General features: G+C 35.5%; 10 protein-coding genes. 8 read left to right on the top strand and 2 right to left on the bottom strand.

All coding sequences use genetic code 11. The features are described from left to right. The first annotated feature begins 233 nt into the window (after positions 1-233). The 5 genes from D9842_RS19955 to D9842_RS19935 all read left to right on the top strand — a co-directional run bounded on the left by D9842_RS19955 (position 234) and on the right by D9842_RS19935 (position 7,340). Positions 234-1,013 (top strand): MerR family transcriptional regulator, encoded by a 780-nt coding sequence (locus tag D9842_RS19955; RefSeq protein ID WP_121664045.1) that lies wholly within the window; start codon positions 234-236, stop codon positions 1,011-1,013. Further along, positions 985-2,775: an ABC transporter ATP-binding protein gene (locus tag D9842_RS19950; protein WP_121664044.1), complete on the top strand. Its 1,791-nt coding sequence runs from the start codon at positions 985-987 to the stop codon at positions 2,773-2,775. The genes D9842_RS19955 and D9842_RS19950 overlap by 29 nt, the downstream gene beginning before the upstream one ends. A 908-nt stretch (positions 2,776-3,683) precedes the next feature. Then, positions 3,684-6,257 carry a lipocalin-like domain-containing protein gene (locus D9842_RS19945; RefSeq protein ID WP_257535929.1) on the top strand — a complete coding sequence of 858 codons (2,574 nt, stop codon included), beginning with the start codon at positions 3,684-3,686 and terminating at the stop codon, positions 6,255-6,257. 296 nt (positions 6,258-6,553) lie between these two features. Further along, complete coding sequence (locus tag D9842_RS19940; RefSeq protein ID WP_121664042.1) at positions 6,554-6,895, top strand: hypothetical protein; 342 nt, start codon at positions 6,554-6,556, stop codon at positions 6,893-6,895. Positions 6,896-6,983: 88 nt separating this feature from the next. Further along, the gene (locus tag D9842_RS19935; protein ID WP_121664041.1) at positions 6,984-7,340 is read left to right on the top strand and encodes a nucleotide excision repair endonuclease; all 357 of its coding nucleotides are present in this window, start codon (positions 6,984-6,986) and stop codon (positions 7,338-7,340) included. A gap of 485 nt (positions 7,341-7,825) precedes the next feature. On the opposite strand, the gene ahpF is transcribed toward D9842_RS19935, so the two are convergent. Both ahpF and ahpC read right to left on the bottom strand, forming a co-directional pair. Continuing rightward, a complete protein-coding gene (gene ahpF / locus D9842_RS19930) occupies positions 7,826-9,355 on the bottom strand; it encodes an alkyl hydroperoxide reductase subunit F (RefSeq protein WP_121664040.1) in 1,530 nt (509 codons plus the stop codon). Between the two features lie 12 nt (positions 9,356-9,367). Continuing rightward, positions 9,368-9,931: an alkyl hydroperoxide reductase subunit C gene (gene ahpC / locus D9842_RS19925; RefSeq protein WP_121664039.1), complete on the bottom strand. Its 564-nt coding sequence runs from the start codon at positions 9,929-9,931 to the stop codon at positions 9,368-9,370. Positions 9,932-10,281: 350 nt separating this feature from the next. On the opposite strand from ahpC, the gene D9842_RS19920 reads away from it, so the two are divergent. The 3 genes from D9842_RS19920 to D9842_RS19910 all read left to right on the top strand — a co-directional run bounded on the left by D9842_RS19920 (position 10,282) and on the right by D9842_RS19910 (position 14,609). Then, entirely contained in the window at positions 10,282-11,220 is a 939-nt protein-coding gene (locus tag D9842_RS19920; RefSeq protein ID WP_121664038.1) for a hypothetical protein, read from the top strand. 61 nt (positions 11,221-11,281) lie between these two features. Then, complete coding sequence (locus tag D9842_RS19915; protein WP_121664037.1) at positions 11,282-12,160, top strand: TolB family protein; 879 nt, start codon at positions 11,282-11,284, stop codon at positions 12,158-12,160. A 403-nt stretch (positions 12,161-12,563) separates the two neighbouring features. Next, positions 12,564-14,609, top strand: a complete 2,046-nt coding sequence (locus D9842_RS19910; RefSeq protein ID WP_121664036.1) for a BglG family transcription antiterminator — start codon at positions 12,564-12,566, stop codon at positions 14,607-14,609. Positions 14,610-14,619: the final 10 nt, after the last annotated feature.

The raw sequence follows: 14,619 nt of genomic DNA, 5'->3' as shown, positions 1-14,619 counted from the left end.
GCAATGCCCCGCTTTCTTAGGAATCTGTTGTAAGATTTTAACTAATTCTAATAGTATCATTTTAGTTTAGTTAAGTGATAGGAGCTGAAGGAAAATAACACCTTTTATTACCTTTTTTAAGTGTTGGTTTTCATAATCCATAAAAAAACTAACGAATTGATTAGATTTATCTTGATTCTAACGTTACGTAAGGTTATATGATTGATACATAAAGGTAATTGGAGGTAATTTCCATGAAGGATAAATATTCCATAGGTGAATTTTCAAAGAAAACAGCAACAACAATTCGCACGTTACACTATTATGATGAACTAGGTCTTTTAAAGCCCTCATATGTTACAGAAAAGGGAAGACGCTATTATACAAATAAAGATTTTGTTACTTTACAGAGAATTCTTACTCTCAAATTTTTAGGTTATTCTTTGGAGCAAATTAAAGAATTTTTCCAAAAAGAAACTTGGGATTTGGAGGATACTCTTTCTTTTCAAAGGAAAGAGATGATTCAAAAGAAGGAACAAATTGAAAATGTGATTAAGGCATTGGATCATGCGCTTCACATAGTAGAAGATCGTAAAGAAATTGAGCCGTCTATCTTTATTACGCTGATCAATACGATTCAAATGGAACATGAGCAGAAAGAGTGGCTAAAAGGTTATATAGATGAAGAATTAGTAAATGAAATATATAGTGTGCCTGAAAGCAAACAGTTGGAATTAGAAAAAAAGTGGGTAGAAATATCAACGGAATTAAAAAAGCTAATTAGTCTAAATCCAGAGGAGAATCAAGTTCAAAAACTGATTGGTGAAATGATGTTGCTTGTGAAAGATTTAACAGGTGATGATCTTGGGTTTGTTCAAGAGATCTCAGAGAAAGAAGTGGAAGATGATACATGGCTGTTTCATTCCCCATTCTCAGCTGAAGAGGAAGAATGGATGGCGAAGGCTTTAGATGTTTATTTAAAAAAGAAAGGTGTGAATGTAAGGAATGAAAACGGAACAAAGAAACCTTCCTAAAGCAGATCATGTTCGGACTTTTTGGCTTTTAATTAAAGAGTCAAAACCACCTGTAAAAATATTATGTGTAGCTGTTATTCTTAGTTTACTCGAGACTGGGGCTGGACTAATTGTCCCTCTATTTACAAAGTCACTGGTGGATCAGCTCTCACAATCAGCCTTAGAATTATCCGTTATCCTTTTGTTGGGTGTTGCTTTTGTTGTGCAAACTGTTTCATCAGGATTTTCCTATTATTTTATGACGTATTTAGGGGAGTCAATTGTCGCATCTATTAGAAAAAGACTTTGGCAGCATGTGCTTCATTCTCCAATTCCTTATTTTGATCAACATGAATCCGGAGATACGATGAGCAGGATTACTCAGGATACAAATACTATTAAAACGTTAATTACGCAGCATTTAATTACCTTTATTACTGGCTTAATTACGATCATTGGATCTGTTGTTATTCTTCTTATAATAGACTGGAAGATGACATTAATCATGCTCATAGCTGTTCCAGTTTCTATTGCGATCATCATGCCACTTGGGCAAAAAATGTATAAAGTTTCAAAGCTAACTCAGGATGAGATGGCTGGGTTTTCTGCAAACTTAGGGAGAGTTTTGTCAGACATTCGCCTAGTTAAAGCTTTCCAGGCAGAAACTACGGAGCAAACGAAGGGAAATAAACGGATCGATCATTTATTTCAATATGGCTTAAAAGAAGCACGAATTCTTGCGGTTATTACTCCTTTAATGTCTTTTACGATGATGCTTGTTCTCGTTCTATTAATTGGCTATGGCGGTGTTCGCGTCGCATCTGGAGCTTTATCAGCCGGATCTCTTGTTGCGATCATCATTTATATGTTTCAAATTGTCGTCCCCTTTAGTCAAATGGCAGGCTTTTTTACAGCCTTTCAGAAGGCGATGGGAGGAGCTGAGCGAGTTCAGCAGATTTTAGCCTCTAATAAGGAACCAAGTGCTGAACATCTTCATGTAATAAATTCTTCTCAAGATATTCAATTCAAAGAAGTAACCTTTGGATATAAAAAAGACAACTCTATCCTGAACAACATATCACTATCGATTCCTACTGGGAAAACGACAGCATTTGTTGGTCCAAGCGGAAGTGGAAAAACAACCTTATTTGCCTTACTCGAAAGATTTTATCTTCCAAACTCAGGAGAAATCTTATTTGGAAAAACAAATATAAAAGAGTTTAATTTAAAGTCATGGCGTAGTCAATTTAGCTATGTATCTCAGGAAAGCCCATTGATGTCGGGAACGATTCGAGAGAATATTATATACGGAATGGAAAGAGATGTTTCTGAGGAAGAAATGAAGGCAGCAGCAGAGCTTGCCAATGCCTCAGAATTTATTTCCCGTCTTCCAGGAGGCTTTGATACCGAGGTTGGGGAGCGGGGGATCAAGTTATCTGGTGGACAAAGACAACGAATTGCAATTGCTCGAGCTTTAATACGTGATCCAAAGATTCTTTTATTAGATGAAGCAACCTCTAACTTGGACAGTGCCTCAGAGCTCCTTGTCCAAAAAGCTCTTCAGCATTTAATGAAGGGGCGAACAACACTTGTTATTGCACATCGAATCTCAACGGTAGTAGACGCAGATCAAATCGTTGTGTTAGACGGTGGAATCATATCAGGAGTTGGCACACATCATGAGCTAGTTAAACATCATGATTTATATCGAAAACTAGCAAAGCGGCAGCTTCAGGATGGAGAAGTAGGGAACCATACGATTAAATCTTCCATTGTAACGTAATAGATGTAAAAACCGCATCATAATAAAGGGTTCTGTTTGGAATTACAAAGTAAGGATTAACATTGCTTTTCGTATAGTCATTAGCACTAGGGTTAAAAACAATTTAGCAAGTAAACAGCAAGAAAAAATGCTTGGAGACAAGCGTTTTTATACCAAGATAAGCAACCGACTAAGCAATTTGTAAATCTTCAAGAATCCCCAGGAAATAAGCTACTAAATAAGCGGAGAAATTCCTCTTACTTGAGGGAATAACACTAAAAATAGGTTAAATAGGCGGAAGGATTCCGCCTATTTAATCGAAAAAGATGAAAATAGACCATTTTACCTTGCATAAACGGAGAAACTCCGTTTATATTCCCCAAACCGAGATCCATTCTACAGTCTAAGCGGAAAAACTACGCTTATTTAAACTATCGTTACTCAATTAAGAATAGGCAAGAATTTGATTAATTTTTAGTAAGAGCCAAATAGTCAGTGAAGTCATGGCGTTACTTTAGGCCTATAATTCATTCACTTATTAAATATCTAGATTCATTATTTTTCTATAATTACTTTTACAAATCAATAACCTTATTGTGATTCTTGTAAAGGACTTTGTACGATTTCATACATTATTACAATTAAGTAAAATTTGTATCGTTTGTCAGGTAACAGTAAATATTCCCTGAAAATCTTAGAAAAGAAAATAGGTAGAATTAGTAGAATAGTATTATTGTTAGATATGTAAGCGTTTTATATACTAAGTTGTAAGTACAAATATGTAAGTCTTGGAGGTGTTGTCAGGTTAAATGGTTAGCTTTAGTGGTATAACTTGTACGCATGGTTTGTGATGCGGTATATGTCTATACTAAATTTTACACTTACAAATGAATGTTAAGCTTTGTATGGATAACAAAGGAGGAGAAAAAGTGAAAGGCAATCTTAAAAGATTTTTATCTGTGTTTCTATTTTTATTATTAGTGATACCAAGTAGTACCCTCGGATATGAAAAAGAAAGCAATACAGAACCATTAGAATTTAGAAATGCTTCAGTACATGATCCGTCTATCATTAAAGATCCGAAAACGGGTACTTACTACGTGTATGGCTCGCATATTGATGCAGCAAAATCAACAGATTTAATTAATTGGGATAATTTTACGAATGGTTATACAACCCCGAATAATGCAGTGTATGGAGATTTGTCAGCAAATCTTAAGGAGTCATTTCAATGGGCAGGAGAAAATGATTCAGACAGCCGTGGTGGCTTTGCAGTTTGGGCTCCTGATATTTATTGGAATAAACACTATATAAATGAAGATGGTTCAAAGGGTGCCTACATGATGTATTATAGTGTGTCTTCCACTTATATTCGATCAGCAATCGGAATAGCCGTATCAAAAGATATTGAAGGTCCATTTGAATATGTTGATACGATTATGTATTCCGGTTTTACCAATGTGGATGCTTACGACCAAAACAGTGATGTAAATAAGCATTGGGAGAATACAAATCTTTCTGATCTTATTAAAGATGGTACCATTGACGAAGTAAATCCAGATTGGTTTACAGAAACTGGTACGTACAATAATAAGCTATATACGAATGCGATTGATGCCAATATCCTTGAAGGAGAAAATGGCAAGCTATACATGACCTACGGATCTTGGTCTGGTGGGACATTTATTTTGGAATTAGATAAAAAAACAGGCTTGCCAAAGTATCCTGGTAAGGATGGAAAAACAAAAGACGGAAGAATGATTGATCGATATTTTGGTACTAAAATAGCTTCTGGCTATGGAAGGTCTGCTGAAGGAACGTATGCTGTACATGATAAGGAAACAGGCTATTACTACTTATACATCACATATGGCGGCTTAGCGTCAGATGGTGGTTATCAAATGAGACAGTTTAGATCAAAAAATCCAGATGGACCATATGTTGATGCCAAAGGAAATCAAGCTGTTTTTTCTGAATCATTTGATCTGGGAGTAGGAAACTTCCCGGGAAATGATGATCATAAAGATATTGGAAATAAAATGATTGGAAACTTTTTATTTAAAAGAGATCTTGGTGAAGCAGGTACTGGAATCGGTACAGGTTATCTTTCTCCAGGACATAACTCTTATTTAATCGATAAAGAGTTAGGAAAAGAATTTATCGTTACTCATACTCGCTTCCCGCAACAAGGGGAGATGCATGAGGTTCGTGTACATCAAACATTCAAAAATAAAGATAAATGGCCAGTGCCAACACCTTATCGCTATGCTGGAGAAACAATTGAAAAGGTTACTAGACAAGATGTAATTGGTGACTATAAATATATTAATCATGGAAAAGAAATCACTAGTGAATTAACTGAGTCAAGCTGGATTAAATTGAATAAAAATGGCAAGATCACTGGTGCAGTAACAGGAAAATGGAAGCTATATGGTAAGTACAGAGCAGAATTAAAGATCGATGGAGAAGGTACGTATGATGGCGTATTTATCCGTCAATATGATCCTACTTCACAAAGCTGGGTAATGACATTTAGTGCAATGTCTGATGAAGGAGTTGTGATTTGGGGAAGTTATTCCGTGGCTTCTACAGATGAAGAATTAGTTGAAGCGATCAAACAAGAATTAAGTACAAGTTTGCCTACAACAGTTATCAGCAATTTATCACTAGCAACAGAAGCAACAAGAGGAGCAAAAATCACTTGGGAATCGTCTAATCCTGAGATGATCACTGCAGATGGAGTCGTAACACGTCCAAGCTCTGATTCTGAAGATGCAATTGTAGATTTAACTGCGACTATCGAATCTGGTGATGCTACAGATACTTTAACGATCTCTGTAACAGTTCTTGCAGAAGAAGAAGGTGGCTTATCCGGTTATTACAATTTTAATGATAATTTGAATGATCAAACAGTTAATAACCGAGATGCATCTATTACTGGAAATCGATTAGATAATCGTGGCGGACAAATTACTTTTGCTGAAGGTGTTGCGGGTAAAGCTGCAAAATTTGATGGAAACTCCGGCCTGCGCTTAGGTGATGGGTTAATTACAGGTGATACTTATTCTGTATCCTTGTGGTTAAAGCCTGAGCAAATTACTGAGTTTACAACTTCTTTCTTTGGAGCGGAAACATCAAATAATTGGATTAGTGTTGTTCCAAAAACAAGTTGGGGTAATACAATGGTTTGGGCACACAACGGTGATCAATGGTATGATGCCCCAACAGATACAACCATTCCAGTAGGCAAGTGGAGTCACCTTGCTTTTACTGTTAATGAAGGAAATGCTGTACTTTATATCAATGGAGAAGCAAAATTCTCCGGAGGAAATTTCCCAAATGTATTTAATTCAATAGACGCAGTATTTGGTTTAGGTGTTAACTATTGGGATACTCCTTTTAAAGGGCTCATGGATGAAGTTCGAGTTTATGATGGATTGGCTATTACAGCGGATGAGGTACAATCACTTTATCAAAATCCGGATGGGGTAGTAACTGAATAGAAGCGGAAAAGTAAAAGGAGACTGTAGATAAACTCGATAATAAACGAGCTTGTCTACAGTCTTTTTATTTTGGCTTGAGGTGAAAAGAGGCTGTTGATTTCCGTTCCCAGACATCTTTTCTTGCACTGCCCAATCATAATTCTATGATGATCAACCATAGACTCTTTTCGTTGGGGAGTCTATAATGACTGTTATTCAAGTCTGACAATTGAACTAAGTAATCTCTATATTTTTAATAAGTCCATTTTCAATAGAAGTAAGGAGAGATCTTATAACAGATTTAGGGGAGATAGCAAATGAATAAAATCTTAAAGTGGTTTGTGGAACCTTTCTCCACTACTCTTATTGAAATGAACTATCTAGTGAATTTGAAAAAAAATACAGTGGAAAGAAAGGCAAGGACGAGAATTCGTGAACTACAAGCCTTTAATGTGATGTTTCTAATGTTAATTTCGGTATTATTCTTACTTTCTATCTTTCATCTTTTTCTCATATTTTTTTCAGGGTGGTATGCATTTGTACCACTGTTTGTTTCTGTCATTATGATTACACTGGCAAAAATTGTTCAAAAAAAGCGCTATTTTAAACGAAGAGATGCTTATATTAAAAATGATCCGGGCTTGATTATGAATGATTAACAGAAAATAGCATGATTTGAAATAAATTATGAACAATGGTGTTAAAATAATGGTAGGATTTAAGGATATAGAAAAGGAGGTCATGTAAGTGATCAAAATATCGATTCCAACACCTGATGTTACAATTACGAAACAGGAAAATCCAGAGTTAAGTAATATTTATGGATTTACTGATTTTCACCTTATTACCAGAGATAAAGGTGGAATTTTTATGTTTTACAACGATGATAAGGAATTATTATTCGTAGGAAAAGCTAGGAAGTTACGACAAAGAATTAAAAAACATTTCGAAGATAATGTTTCTCCTATTAAATCACATAGAGAAGAAGTAACGAAGATTAGTGTTTGTTTGGTCGAAGACCCAGTACATAGAGAAATATATGAAACCTATATTATTAATGAACTTAAGGCGAAGTATAACGTAGATAAAGTTTTCTATCGCTAAAAACAAAAAGCCCCTCTTTAACAATTTAACGGGGTTCGGTTTTGGATAAATTAGAAATCACGGGTTATTCGCACTTAAATTAACTGATCATTTGATTAGCGAAAATGCTTGGAACATTGTGTCTCCAAGCATTTTTTACATGATCTTGAACACATAGTTGTGTTTTTTACTAAATTTGAAAAAAATAAACGTAAAAATTACGCTTAAATTGAGGAATACTAACATTCCCTACGAAATAAGGGGAATTTTTCCGTTTATATGAACCAAAACTTTAGATTTAGCCATATATAGAGAATTTTACCGGAATAAATTCGCTTATATCGGCTTCTTAAGTACCAATGATATACCTTAACCGGAATTTCTCCGCCTATCAATTTCTATACCTCCACGACACAAATTAATTTTTTATATACTTATGATCTCTTAGAGGGTTTTTTGTTAAAAAAAGTCGCTTTGCATGATGAATATATGCAAAGCGACTTGAATTAATTTCTAATCAAATAATCAAATGCACCTAAAGCTGCAGTAGCTCCAGATCCCATTGAGATAATGATCTGATTATACGCACTATCCGTACAATCTCCAGCAGCAAACAAACCAGGAACGGTTGTTTCGCCATGCTTATTAACGATGATCTCACCCATGCGATTACGTTCAACGACTCCGTCTAACCAGTCAGTGTTTGGAACAAGACCGATTTGAACGAATACACCTTGTAATTCAACGTGCTTTTCTTCATTGGTATCACGTTCAATATATGTAATACCATTAACACTATCTGTACCAGTGATTTCCTTCGTTTGAACATTTTTCAGTACTGTTACGTTTGGAAGACTGTTCAGGCGATTTTGTAGCACCTCGTCAGCCTTTAGTTCTGGATTAAACTCTAGTACAGTAACATGCTTAACAATACCTGCTAAGTCAATTGCTGCCTCGATACCAGAATTACCACCGCCAATAACAGCTACATGTTTTCCTTCAAACAATGGACCATCACAGTGAGGGCAATAAGCTACACCTTTGTTTTTAAATTCTTGCTCACCAGGTACGCCTACATTACGCCAGCGTGCACCTGTTGATACAATCACACTTTTACTTTTTAGAATAGCGCCATTTTCAAGCTCAAGCTCGAAAAGATCTTTCTTTTCAATGCTTTTAGCGCGTTGAAGATTCATGATATCAACACCATACTCTTTAACATGCTCTTCAAGACTTGCCGCTAGCTTAGGACCTTCAGTGCTTTTTACACTAATAAAGTTCTCAATGCTCATTGTATCAAGAACCTGGCCGCCAAAGCGCTCCGCAACGATACCTGTACGAATACCTTTACGAGCTGCGTAGATTGCCGCACTTGAACCAGCAGGGCCGCCTCCAACAACTAAAACATCATAAGGTTCTTTGTTTTCAAACTCGGAAGCATCAGGGCCTGTACCGATCTTAGCAAGAATCTCCTCAATCGTCATACGACCGCCGCTTAAGAATTCTGCGTTTAGGTAAACGGCAGGAACAGCCATAACGTTTTTACGTTCAACTTCTTCCTTGTAAACTGCACCATCAATCATTGTGTGAGTGATATTAGGATTTAAAACACTCATGATATTTAGAGCTTGTACAACATCAGGACAGTTGTGACAGCTTAAGCTTACGTATGTTTCAAAGTGATGTTCACCAGTAATGCCTTTAATTTGGTCAATCACGCTTTGATCAACCTTAGGCGCTCTTCCACTAACCTGTAAAAGAGCCAACACTAAAGAAGTGAATTCATGTCCTAAAGGAATACCAGCGAAAGTAACACCAGTATCTTCACCAACACGATTCACACTAAAGCTTGGCGTTCTTGGTAAATCAGCTTTTTCAACAGTAATTTTAGATGACATGGAAGCTAGCTCATTCACTAGCTCCATCATGTCACTTGAAACATTATCATCACCAGCACTAACTTTTAGCACAATATCACTTTCTAGTAGTTGAAGATATTGCTCTAACTGTGCTTTAATCTCTGCATCAAGTACCATTTATTGCACTCCTTACAGCTTTCCAACAAGGTCAAGACTTGGCTTAAGTGTTTCAGAACCTTCTTGCCATTTCGCTGGGCAAACTTCGCCTGGGTTGTTACGAACATATTGTGCAGCTTTTACTTTGTTGATTAACGTGCTTGCGTCACGACCAATTCCACCTGCATTGATTTCAACAGTTTGGATTACGCCATCTGGATCAATGATAAAAGTACCACGATCAGCAAGACCTTCTTCTTCGTTTAATACTTCGAATCCACGAGAGATTACTTGAGATGGATCACCGATCATCGCATATTTGATTTTACCGATTTTTTCTGAGCTGTCATGCCAGCCTTTGTGAGTGAAGTGAGTATCAGTAGATACAGAGTATACTTCAACACCAAGTGCTTTTAAGTTATCATATTCGTTTTGTAGATCTTCAAGCTCAGTTGGGCATACGAATGTGAAATCTGCTGGGTAGAAGCAGAAGATGCTCCATTGACCTTTTAAATCTTCGTTTGTTACATCGATGAACTCGCCATCTTTGAATGCTTTTGCTGCGAAAGGTTTTACTTCAGTACCAATTAATGACATATTATTTTCCTCCTATGTAGTTGAGATAATAGATAACTTAAATATACTATCTATAATCTCTCTAATTTTAAATAAATTATCAAATAAAATTCATTATACGTCAAGGGTAACAGATTGATAATTTATTTAAAAGTGTATTTACAAATTAATAGTATTTTAATTCACCTATATTTTAACTAGTTGTAAAGACATGCTGTAGCTAGCCATTAAGCATTATTTCCATTATTAGAATAAAGTATAATCACCTTTTCTCATTTGAAAGTAACAATTGATACTAGTCTATATTCTATTGAAACCTTTTTCCATTTTTTACGTATGAAATAGAAACAGAGAAAACTGGGGGAATGAACATGTTCTCTGATATAAATGAGCAACTAATCAAGATCAAAGGTGACCTTAGGAAAAAACAAAAATATAAAATCCAGATTGAGGATTTTCAAAATGAATTAGAAGCAGTAGAAGGGAAAATCTCTCAATTAAACAATCAATTAAAATCTGACCAAGAAGATGTTAATAAGCTAGAACGAATGAGTTTAACAAACTTATTTGCAACATTATCTGGTACAAAGGATGAGAAACTTTCTAAGGAAAACAAGGAGCTACTAGGTACAAAACATAGGCTAGATGAAGTATTAAAAATTAAATCGGATATTGATGAGTCAATCAATGAAATAAGGAATAAGCTACACCCTCTATCAAATGTGGAGAATGATTACCAGAAACTTTTATTACAAAAAGAAACTTTAATAAAGAGCAGCGATTCAGCACATGCTGATAAGGTTTTGGAGCTGAGTGAACAGGAAGGAAGTCTTAGAGCTTATATTGATGAGTTAAATGAAGCGATTACTGCTGGTGAACTTGTGAAGGAATCGCTGATGGATGCAGAAAATTCTCTTGAAAAAGCTAGTAATTGGGGAACAGCGGATATGCTGGGTGGTGGAACAATTTCTGGTTTTGTGAAACATCAGCATATTAATGATGCAGAGGACTATCTTCACGATGCTCAAACACATATGCGGAAGTTTCAAAAAGAATTATTAGATGTACAAGAGGAAGCAAAGCTCGAAGTTGATATTTCAAGTTTATTGATGTTTGCTGACTTCTTTTTTGATGGATTCATCGTAGACTTTATGGTGCAGGGAAAAATTAATGATGCTTTGGATGAAACAAGGGAGCAGTATGATAAAGTGACAGAAGTTCTGGATAAATTAGAAGATCAAGTAAAGAAAAAAACGGAAGAGTTAGAACTTGTACAGAAGGAGAAAAAGTTTGTAGTAGAACAGTTATAGGAACTCATCTAATCCAATAAGATATATAAGGGCAAAAATCCAAGTAGTTAGGAGAAACCACATGGACCAATCTAATGAACAATATAGTTTACCCAAAGGGAAAAAAACGAAAAGTTTCCTGGAAATAATCAATATTGAAACTGGTGAAAGGAAGACACTAGCATCCTTTCATAAGGTAATTGAAGCACCAAATTGGACCCGTGATGGAAAGCTGATTTATAACAGTGATGGTCATCTTTACTCCTTTGATATAAATACTCATGAAAACGGCCTAATAGAAACAGGCTTTGCAACCTCCTGTAACAACGATCATGTCTTATCTCCTGATGAATCTCAGATTGCTATCAGCCACCACACTGCCCTGGATCATCAATCACGTATATACATCCTTCCTACAAAAGGTGGCATTCCAACTCTCATAACGCCAATGGCACCGTCTTATCTTCATGGCTGGTCACCTGATGGCAAGACATTAGCCTATTGTGCGGAAAGAAATGGCCAATACGACATTTATACGATTCCTGCTAATGGTGGAGAGGAAAAACAGCTAACAGATTTGCCTGGTTTAGATGATGGTCCTGAATACTCACCAGATGGAAAGCATATTTGGTTTAATTCCACACGATCCGGTTTGATGCAAATATGGCGTATGAATGCAGATGGTAGTGAACAAACGAGAGTAACATTTGAAGAAAGCAATAATTGGTTTCCACATGTTTCTCCTGATGGAGAGAAGGTAGTTTATCTTGCCTATAAAAAAGGAGATGTGGAACCTGGAGACCATCCTCCTAATAAGGATGTTGAGTTAAGAATCATGTCAAGTACAGGTGGAGAGTCAAGTTTGTTGATAAAGCTGTTTGGCGGTCAGGGTACGATCAATGTGAATTCGTGGTCTCCAGATAGTAAGCAGTTGGCGTTTGTAAGATATGAACTACATTAAGCTTAAAAATAGCAGTAGTTACCCAGTTATAGGTAACCACTGCTATTTTTTTACACAAATCATAAGGTGATATATCTAGTTCAATGTAGGCGGAAAATACTCGCTTCACTTTTTCAAGCTGAAACATAAGAGAAAAGCTCTTGATTTATTCTCCAATAGTAAACTATAAACTCATCTTTCACTCTGAAAGATAGAGTAAAAGAATATTAATCCCTCATACAAGGGGAAATATCTCTATGGGTTTTTTCATTAATAAACACAAAAGATTCCCTATTAGTGGACATACTTTAAATACATAATCATCAAGTTGAACAATCTTTAAACAGAGATTGAGTATGAAAGCGAATTCAATAAGGCCAACTTAGCTGATAAAATAATTTATGAGCAAGAGAGGTGACAGCTTATGTATTTAGACGAAAGAAGCAACCTACTATTAAAAGCTGTGTTGAGTAATCCGGAAGTTACAAATACTGAATTAGAAAACCGGTTGAATTTAACCCGCAGACAAATAAGTTACAGCTTCAGCAAAATAAATGATTGGTTAGAGCAAAATAATTATCCGGTAATTAAAAGGACAAATGGCGGTAGGTTTATTGTTAGCCCATTATTGTTTGATCTGTTTACTGAAGAAGAAGAGGATACTACTTCTGCTAGGTATATTCCTTCTGAAAAAGAAAGAGTTCAATTAATTATTTTGATGCTACTAAGCAGTGAAGAAGAATTATCATTAATTCATTTTTCAATTGCACTAGAAGTTAGTAAAAACACAGCGCTTAGAGATATTAAGGCAGCTCAAAGGTTCGTCAATGACTATCAATTAGAGATTGTTTATTCAAGAAAATATGGTTATGACATAATTGGAAATGAATGGGATAAACGCAAGTTGTTGATTGGTACATTAAGAGATGTGTTTGATATTTATAAGGGAGAACTTTATATTCAGCAATTTGGGGAAATATCAAGTCGTGAAATTCGTCACCTTAAAACAAAAATAGAAGAAGTGGAAAGGCTTTTGCACCTTAAATTCATTGATGAGCGAATAAAGCTTCTACCATATATTATTGCAGTTCTATTAAAGAGAATAAAAAAGGGTCAGATTATTTCAGATGCCTATCATATTGACCACGAGGCACTTTCTGACACAAAGGAATATGAAGCTGCACAAATACTTATTCAAGACAGCCCAGCAATTCCTAAACAAGAAAGAATGTTTATAACACTGCAACTTTTAACATCAAATGTATTTTCAACTCAATTTTTGACTGATCGAGAATTGCCACAGTTGAGAAAATCGTTAGAAGATAGTTTAGAGCTTTTTGAATATAAAGCAGCTATTACATTAAAGAATAGAGAAGCTTTGCTTAACAGGCTAATCATGCATATGAAGCCTGCATACTACCGGATCAAATATCAACTTACAACCAACTATGCAATGCTAGAAAAAGTGAGTGATGAGTTTGATGCTATTCATTATATTGTAAAAGATGCAATCAGACCCTTTCGTGAGTATATAGACTGTGATATTCCAGAAAGTGAAATTATGTATATAACAATCTTAATTGGTGGTCATTTACTTAATAGTGGGGAAACAATTCCGGTAAAGAAAAAGGCAATAGTTGTATGTCCAAATGGGGTTTCGATATCACAATTAATGGAACATACATTAAGAGACTTGTTTCCAGAGTTTTACTTTTATCAAGCATTCTCTATACGTGAATTTGAACAGTTGGATTTAGAGTTTGATCTTGTCTTTTCACCTGTTCCCTTGCAGACAAATAAACATTTGTTTATTGTAAATCAGTTTATTTCTGAATTTGAAAAAACTCAATTACGTCAACGTGTTATGCAAGGGGTATTCGGGTTAAATACGTCTGTAGTGAACATAGATCAAATTATTTCGATCGTTGAGAAATACGCAAAAATAGAAGAAAAGCAGTCTTTAGAAAAAGCACTTCAAGACTACTTCTCTCTACAATTAACAAAAGAAGTGAAAGTAAAAAAAGATTATATTTTATCAGACTTCATTACACCAGAGATGATGGTTACCAAACAATCTGTGAATAGTTGGGAAGAAGCAATTGAAATCGCATCGCAGCCTTTACTACAAAATGGGGCAATCCAAGAAACATATATCACGACTATGAAAGAAAGGTATCCAACTCTTTTACCACATATTTCATTAAGAATGAATATTGCCATTCCACATGCAAAGCCAGAAGAAGGGGCAAATTCAGTAGGGATGAGCTTATTAAAAATCAAAGATGGGATACAAACTGAAAATGGCAAATTACATCTTGTGGTTGTGATTGCAGCCGTTGATAAGAAGCAGCATTTAAACGCTCTCTTACAACTCATTAAACTGGCTGAAATGGATGATGTTGTTCAAAAGATGATTGAACTTGATAGTAAGGAAGATATGTTCAACCTTATTAAAGCTTACTCAAAATAACGGTATTTTT

This window comes from Metabacillus litoralis, from assembly GCF_003667825.1.
In the GTDB taxonomy this organism is placed as follows: Bacteria; Bacillota; Bacilli; order Bacillales; family Bacillaceae; genus Metabacillus; species Metabacillus litoralis_B.
Note: the sequence above shows the minus strand (reverse complement) of the source record. Positions and strands in the feature narration are given on the sequence as shown.

What these genes read in the sequence shown, in the direction of transcription:
- D9842_RS19955 (WP_121664045.1), top strand. Translation starts at nt 234, where the DNA reads ATGAAGGATAAATATTCCATAGGTGAATTTTCAAAGAAAACAGCAACA.
- D9842_RS19950 (WP_121664044.1), top strand. Translation starts at nt 985, where the DNA reads ATGAAAACGGAACAAAGAAACCTTCCTAAAGCAGATCATGTTCGGACT.
- D9842_RS19940 (WP_121664042.1), top strand. Translation starts at nt 6,554, where the DNA reads ATGAATAAAATCTTAAAGTGGTTTGTGGAACCTTTCTCCACTACTCTT.
- ahpF (WP_121664040.1), bottom strand. Translation starts at nt 9,355, where the DNA reads ATGGTACTTGATGCAGAGATTAAAGCACAGTTAGAGCAATATCTTCAA.
- ahpC (WP_121664039.1), bottom strand. Translation starts at nt 9,931, where the DNA reads ATGTCATTAATTGGTACTGAAGTAAAACCTTTCGCAGCAAAAGCATTC.
- D9842_RS19920 (WP_121664038.1), top strand. Translation starts at nt 10,282, where the DNA reads ATGTTCTCTGATATAAATGAGCAACTAATCAAGATCAAAGGTGACCTT.
- D9842_RS19915 (WP_121664037.1), top strand. Translation starts at nt 11,282, where the DNA reads ATGGACCAATCTAATGAACAATATAGTTTACCCAAAGGGAAAAAAACG.
- D9842_RS19910 (WP_121664036.1), top strand. Translation starts at nt 12,564, where the DNA reads ATGTATTTAGACGAAAGAAGCAACCTACTATTAAAAGCTGTGTTGAGT.